This is a genomic window from Streptomyces sp. IBSBF 3136 (assembly GCF_036815105.1).
Classification (GTDB): Bacteria; Actinomycetota; Actinomycetes; order Streptomycetales; family Streptomycetaceae; genus Streptomyces.
This window is the reverse complement of sequence record NZ_JAJSZC010000356.1, coordinates 1-5,212: the sequence shown is the minus strand read 5'-3', so window position 1 is coordinate 5,212 and position 5,212 is coordinate 1. Positions and strand designations below refer to the sequence as shown.

Sequence of the window (5,212 nt, the reverse complement as noted above, 5' to 3'; positions counted from 1 at the left end):
GGGCCGGGCTCGGGGGCGGGCGCCGTGCCGTGCAGCACCGTGCGGTGGGCGTCGCGCAGTTCGGGGCCGGGGTCGATGCCCAGTGCGTCGGCGAGGCTGTCGCACGCGGTGCGGTAGGCGTGCAGCGCCTCGGCGCGCCGTCCGGTGGCGGCCAGGGACAGGATCAGGCGGGCGAGGAGCGGTTCGTCCAGCGGGTGCGCGGCGGCGGCCCGGCGCAGATCGGCCAGCACCAGGCCCGGCAGGCCCGCGCGCAGCGCCGCGTCGGCGGCCTCCCGTACGGTGGCGAGGCGTTCGCGCTCCACGGCGCCGAGCGGCAGCCGCGCCCGCACCTCCTCGGATATGCCGGAGGCCACGGGTCCGCTCCACACGGCCAGCGCTTCGGCGAACAGCTCGGCCGCCCGGGCGGGCGGGCCCGCGGCGGCGGCCCGCGCGGCGGCCTCCCGCAGTTCCCGGAACCGCACGAGGTCCAGGTCGTCGCCGTCGGTCAGCAGACGGTAGCCGCCCGCGCCGCGCACCAGCCGGCTGCCCGCCGCGCGGGCGGGCAGCCCGGGCTCCAGCAGCCGCCGCAGGAGGCCGACATGACGGCGGACGACGTTGACGGCCGTACGGGGCGGCTCACTTCCCCACAAGGTGTCGACGATCTCGGGGACGGTGACGTGCTGACCCGCCCTGAGCAGCAGAAGTGCCAGCAGCGCCTGGGTCCGGGGGCCACCGAGGTCCAGTTCACGCTCCGCCCGCCGGACCCGTACGGACCCGAGCACCGCGAACCGCACCGCGCCGTCCCCCGACATGCCGCACCCCTTCGGTCGTACTCCCCGGAATCGACCCTAATCCATCGATGATCCAGGAGTTCGATTACCGAGAGTTACAGATTCGCGGGTCCCGCGGAACACGCGTCGATTCCCTGTGCGAACTGTGCAACCTTTCGCGATACCAGCGTGTCTCACCACATAACAGCACTGATAGACCAAGGGGGACATCATGCGACGAATATGGGCGGCGATGGCGGCGCTCGTGCTCGCGGGCACCGGCTGGGGCGCGGCGGCGGCGACGGCGGACGCCGCACCGGCGGCCACCGCGCGGGCAACGGCCTGCCCCACGGGCTGGGGCAGCGGCGACAAGGGCGGTGACGCGACCGGCGCCGTACCGCTCAAGGACATCAGGACGGGTCGGCACGCCTGCTACGACCGCATGGTCTTCGACGTGCCGGGCGGCGGCTCCTCCCTCGGCTACCGGGTCGGCTACGTCGCCCGGCTCCACTCGGACGCCAGCGGCCGTTACATCCCCGTCGGCGGCGGAGCCGTGCTCGACGTCCGAGTGGGCGCACCGAGTTACGACCCGGAGACGGGCGCCCCCACGTACCCGGGACGGGTGGGCCGCACCCTGCCCGGCGTGCACCTCGCGGGCTACCGCACCTTCCGGGACGCCCGGTTCGCGGGCAGCTTCGAGGGCGAGACACAGATCGGCCTCGGGGTCCGCGCCCGCCTGCCGTTCCGGGTGGTCCGGCTGCCGGGACGGCTGGTGATCGACGTCGCCCACACCTGGACCGGCAGCCGCTGAGCGCGGGTCGCGGCGGCGGGGCTTGCCGCCCGCCCCCGACTCTGGTTGGGTACCGGCGCCGCACCCGCACCGGGCGGGTGGGGCCGGAAGGGCGGGCGGCGTGCGCACGACGACAGGGCAGGACACCAGGGGCCCGATGCCCGAAGGGCTCGGGCAGGCGATACGCGGGACCGCCGGCGACATCGCCGCGCTGCTGCGGGGCGCGCGCGACACGGCGGCCCCCGTACCGGGGTCGGAGTGGACCGTCGGCGAGGCGGCGGCCCACCTGGCCCTGGCCAACGAGTTGATGGCCGACCTCGCCGCCGGGCGCGAACGCCCCTACGGCGACGGCACCCCGCAGAGCCTCGCCGGGGCCAACGAGCGGTCCCTCGCCTCCTTCGCCGAGCGCCGGGCCGAGCCACTGGCGGCGATGATCACTGAACAGGCCGAGGCGTTCCTGCACGCGATGGCACCGCCCGCCGCCGAAGGGGCCGACGGCACCGGGGACACCGACGGGGCTGCCGGTGACAGCGGAGCGGACGGGGCCGAGGGGACCGACAGGGCCGAGGGGACCGACGGGGTCGAGGGGACCGACGGGGTCGAAAGGACCGACAGGGTAGACGACGCGGGGGCGGTGCTCACCACTCCCCTGGGCCCCATGAGCCGCGACGTGCTCGCGTCCTACCTGCTCACCCACATGCTGGGGCACGGCTACGATCTCGCCCGCGCCCTGGACCGCCCGCACATGATCGACCGGACGCGGGTGGGCCTGTGCATGCCGTTCATGCGCGCGGTCATGCCGCGGGTGGCGGACGCCGCGGCCACCGCGGGGCTCACGGCCCGCTACACGATCCGGCTGCGCGGCGGCGAGACGTTCGGCGTGTCACTGGCCGACGGCACGGTGCGGATCACCGCCGGGCCGCCGGACGGCTCGGACTGCACCATCCTGATCGAGTCCACGGCCTTCCTGCTCGTCGCGCTGGGTCGCCGCGACCCCATGAGGGCCATCGCCCGGGGTCAGATCGTCGCCTGGGGCCGCAGGCCGTGGCTCGCGCCCCGCTTCCCGACCCTGTTCAAGGCGCCCTGATCCGGCTCACTCACTCCGGTGAGCGGGTGGCACCGAAGTACGTCTCATGGGTCCAGACGTGGGTGCACGACGGGCACTGCAGATGGAGCCGGCTACCGGTGTTGGAGAGCAGGTAGCGCCAGTGGCCGTGGCACGTTCGCCCCTGCTCGCAGGCGGCGCAGCCACGGCGGTCGTCGCACCGCGGGCAGTCCACCCAGGCGCGGCGCCCGATGTCGGCCTGCGGGTCAAGCGGCAGCATGCCCGCCCCCGCGGCGCGGAAGCACTCCGGCCGCGACCAGTTCGTCGTACAGGCGCTGCTGCTCCGCGTCGAGGCCGGAGTACAGCATGTCGTAGGCCTCCTGCTCGCCGCGGAGCGCCTCGACGGGGTCCCAGTCGGGGCCGAGGGCGGCCAGGACGTGGGTGCGCCGGAGCATCTCGTGGGAGGTCAGGTCGACGGTGAACTCGACCGGTTCGGAGCCACCGGGGAGGGCAGGGCCAAATGAGGACATACGACCGAACGTAGGCAGGGCCGCGCCGCCCCGGCAAGGGTGGGTGGGAGAAGTCACAGCAGGCGGGCGCCCCTGCGGCGGTCACTTCAGGATGTTCACGGCCCGCGCCACGACCAGCACCACGGTCACCAGGGAGACCGAGGACTGCAGCATCATCAGCATCTTGGCCCACCGGGACAGGGGCATCACGTCGGTGGGGCTGAAGGCGGTGGAGTTGGTGAAGGACACGTACAGGTAGTCCAGGAACGCCGGCTCCCAGTCCGGTGGCGCGGACTCCGGGCTCTGCATCTGCACGAAGAGGAAGTCGGCGTACTGCCGCTGCCCGAGCACCCGCGCCATGGGGCCGCCGCGGTCCCACTCCCAGTACCAGAGGGCGAACACGATCACGTTCGTCAGCCAGATACCGCCGCCGGTCAGCAGCAGCGGCACCGCGTCCGTCCCGGCGCGACCCGCCACCAGGTCGGCCACGAGCCGGACCGCGGCCCAGCCGTTGGCCAGGCTGATGACGCCCATGAGGGCGAGGCCCAGCCAGCGCAGCCAACCCGTCCGGGGCTCGACCCGGTGCGGGTTGGCCGCGACCAGACCGGCCAGCAGCACCAGCTCCAGCACCGGGAGCACCCAGTACGGCTGGAGCGCGAGCCGGTGCGGCAGCATCAGCTGGAGGGCGACCGCCAGCAGGATCACGGCGGTCACCGCCCAGCGCGGCTCCCCCCGTGTCACCCGCCGCCAGGCGGGCACCAGATCCCGCTCGCCGCTCTCCAGCACCCGCTCGATCCTGGCCAGCCGGCCCCCGGCGTCACCCATGTCGTCGTGCGTCATGGCGAGGATTGTCCCGGGGCGGGAGGCGTCGCTGGACGCGGGGGGCTGCGCCGCGGGCCGGCGGCCGTGCGGCGCGATAGCCGCCCCGCGGACTTGGGCCGTACACCGGACCGGAGACCGTGCCGCGGGCAGGAGGCTGGACTGCGGGCCGCAAGCCGTACCCAGCCGCAGGCCGCACCACGAGCCGCAGGCCAGGCACCACCCGGGCCGCAGGCCGTACCCAGCCGCAGGCCGCACCGCAGCCCGCAGCCCGTGCGTTGGCCGAGGGTTCAGCCGCCGATGATCTCGGTGAACCGCTCGGCGTCGATGTTGCCGCCCGAGGCGATGATGCCGATCCTGCTCGGGAGGTCGCCGAGGCGGCCCGCCAGGAGTGCCGCGAGGCCGGTCGCGCCGCTGGGTTCGAGGACGATCTTCAGACGCTCGAAGGCGAACCGCATGGCGTGGACGATCTCCTCGTCGCTGACCAGCGCGATGTCGTCGACCAGGCGCTGGTTGATGCCGAAGGTGAACTCGCCGGGGGTGGCCACCGCCTGGCCGTCCGCGATGGTGCGCGGCACGGGGATGGTGACGCGTTCCCCGCTCTCCAGGGAGCGCTTGGTGTCGTCCCCCGTTTCGGGCTCCACGCCGATCATCCGGATGCCGGGGTGCAGCGCCTTGGCCGCGGTGGCGCTGCCCGCGATGAGGCCGCCGCCGCCCACGGGGACGAGGAGCACGCCCAGTTCCCCGGTGTCCTCCAGGAGTTCCAGCGCGGCGGTGCCCTGGCCGGCGATGACGTGAGGGTGGTCGTAGGGCGGGATCAGGGCCAGGCCCCGGTCCTTCGCGAGGGCCTCGCCGAGCGCGGTGCGGTCCTGGGTGTACCGGTCGTACGTCACGATCTCCGCCCCGTATCCGGCCGTCGCCCGCGCCTTGGAGCGGGGGGCGTCCTCGGGCATCAGGATGACGGCGCTGGTGCCCAGCTCCCGGGCGGCCAGGGCGGTGGCCTGGGCGTGGTTGCCCGAGGAGTAGGCGGCGATGCCCTTGGCGAGCTGCTCGGGGGCCAGCCGGGCCGCCGCGTTGTAGGCGCCGCGGAACTTGAACGCGCCGATCCGCTGGAAGTTCTCGCACTTGACGAAGACCTCGGCGCCGACGAGGGCGTCGAGCGTGCGGGAGGTGACGACGGGGGTGCGGTGGGCGATGCCCTTGAGGCGGGCGGCGGCCTCTCGGACGTCGTCGAACGTTACGGGCGAAGCTGCGGCCATGACGGGTCCTTGCGGTGAGGGAGACGGGGCGGGTGCGGGGC

Annotated in this window: 7 protein-coding genes; 2 read left to right on the top strand and 5 right to left on the bottom strand. The window is 74.2% G+C overall.

The features are described 5' to 3' along the window. Window positions 1–791 (bottom strand): AfsR/SARP family transcriptional regulator (locus V7E45_RS38575; protein WP_333778945.1); only part of this gene is annotated, 791 nt, incomplete at its 3' end. A 190-nt stretch (window positions 792–981) separates the two neighbouring features. Between V7E45_RS38575 and V7E45_RS38570 the strand changes: the two genes are divergently transcribed. Both V7E45_RS38570 and V7E45_RS38565 read left to right on the top strand, forming a co-directional pair. Beyond that, window positions 982–1,560, top strand: coding sequence for an AMIN-like domain-containing (lipo)protein (locus V7E45_RS38570; RefSeq protein WP_333778944.1), 579 nt, complete (start codon window positions 982–984; stop codon window positions 1,558–1,560). A gap of 136 nt (window positions 1,561–1,696) precedes the next feature. Next, window positions 1,697–2,626: an SCP2 sterol-binding domain-containing protein gene (locus V7E45_RS38565; RefSeq protein ID WP_333778946.1), complete on the top strand. Its 930-nt coding sequence runs from the start codon at window positions 1,697–1,699 to the stop codon at window positions 2,624–2,626. A gap of 10 nt (window positions 2,627–2,636) precedes the next feature. Here the strand turns inward: V7E45_RS38565 and V7E45_RS38560 are convergent, their stop codons facing one another. The 4 genes from V7E45_RS38560 to V7E45_RS38545 form a co-directional block, all read right to left on the bottom strand. Next, window positions 2,637–2,864: a hypothetical protein gene (locus V7E45_RS38560; RefSeq protein ID WP_333778943.1), complete on the bottom strand. Its 228-nt coding sequence runs from the start codon at window positions 2,862–2,864 to the stop codon at window positions 2,637–2,639. Further along, window positions 2,851–3,114: a DUF6400 family protein gene (locus V7E45_RS38555; RefSeq protein WP_333778942.1), complete on the bottom strand. Its 264-nt coding sequence runs from the start codon at window positions 3,112–3,114 to the stop codon at window positions 2,851–2,853. The genes V7E45_RS38560 and V7E45_RS38555 overlap by 14 nt, the downstream gene beginning before the upstream one ends. 81 nt (window positions 3,115–3,195) lie before the next feature. Further along, window positions 3,196–3,933: a hypothetical protein gene (locus V7E45_RS38550; RefSeq protein WP_333778941.1), complete on the bottom strand. Its 738-nt coding sequence runs from the start codon at window positions 3,931–3,933 to the stop codon at window positions 3,196–3,198. A gap of 269 nt (window positions 3,934–4,202) precedes the next feature. After that, window positions 4,203–5,171: a threo-3-hydroxy-L-aspartate ammonia-lyase gene (locus tag V7E45_RS38545; RefSeq protein ID WP_333778940.1), complete on the bottom strand. Its 969-nt coding sequence runs from the start codon at window positions 5,169–5,171 to the stop codon at window positions 4,203–4,205. Between the last annotated feature and the right edge of the window lie 41 nt (window positions 5,172–5,212).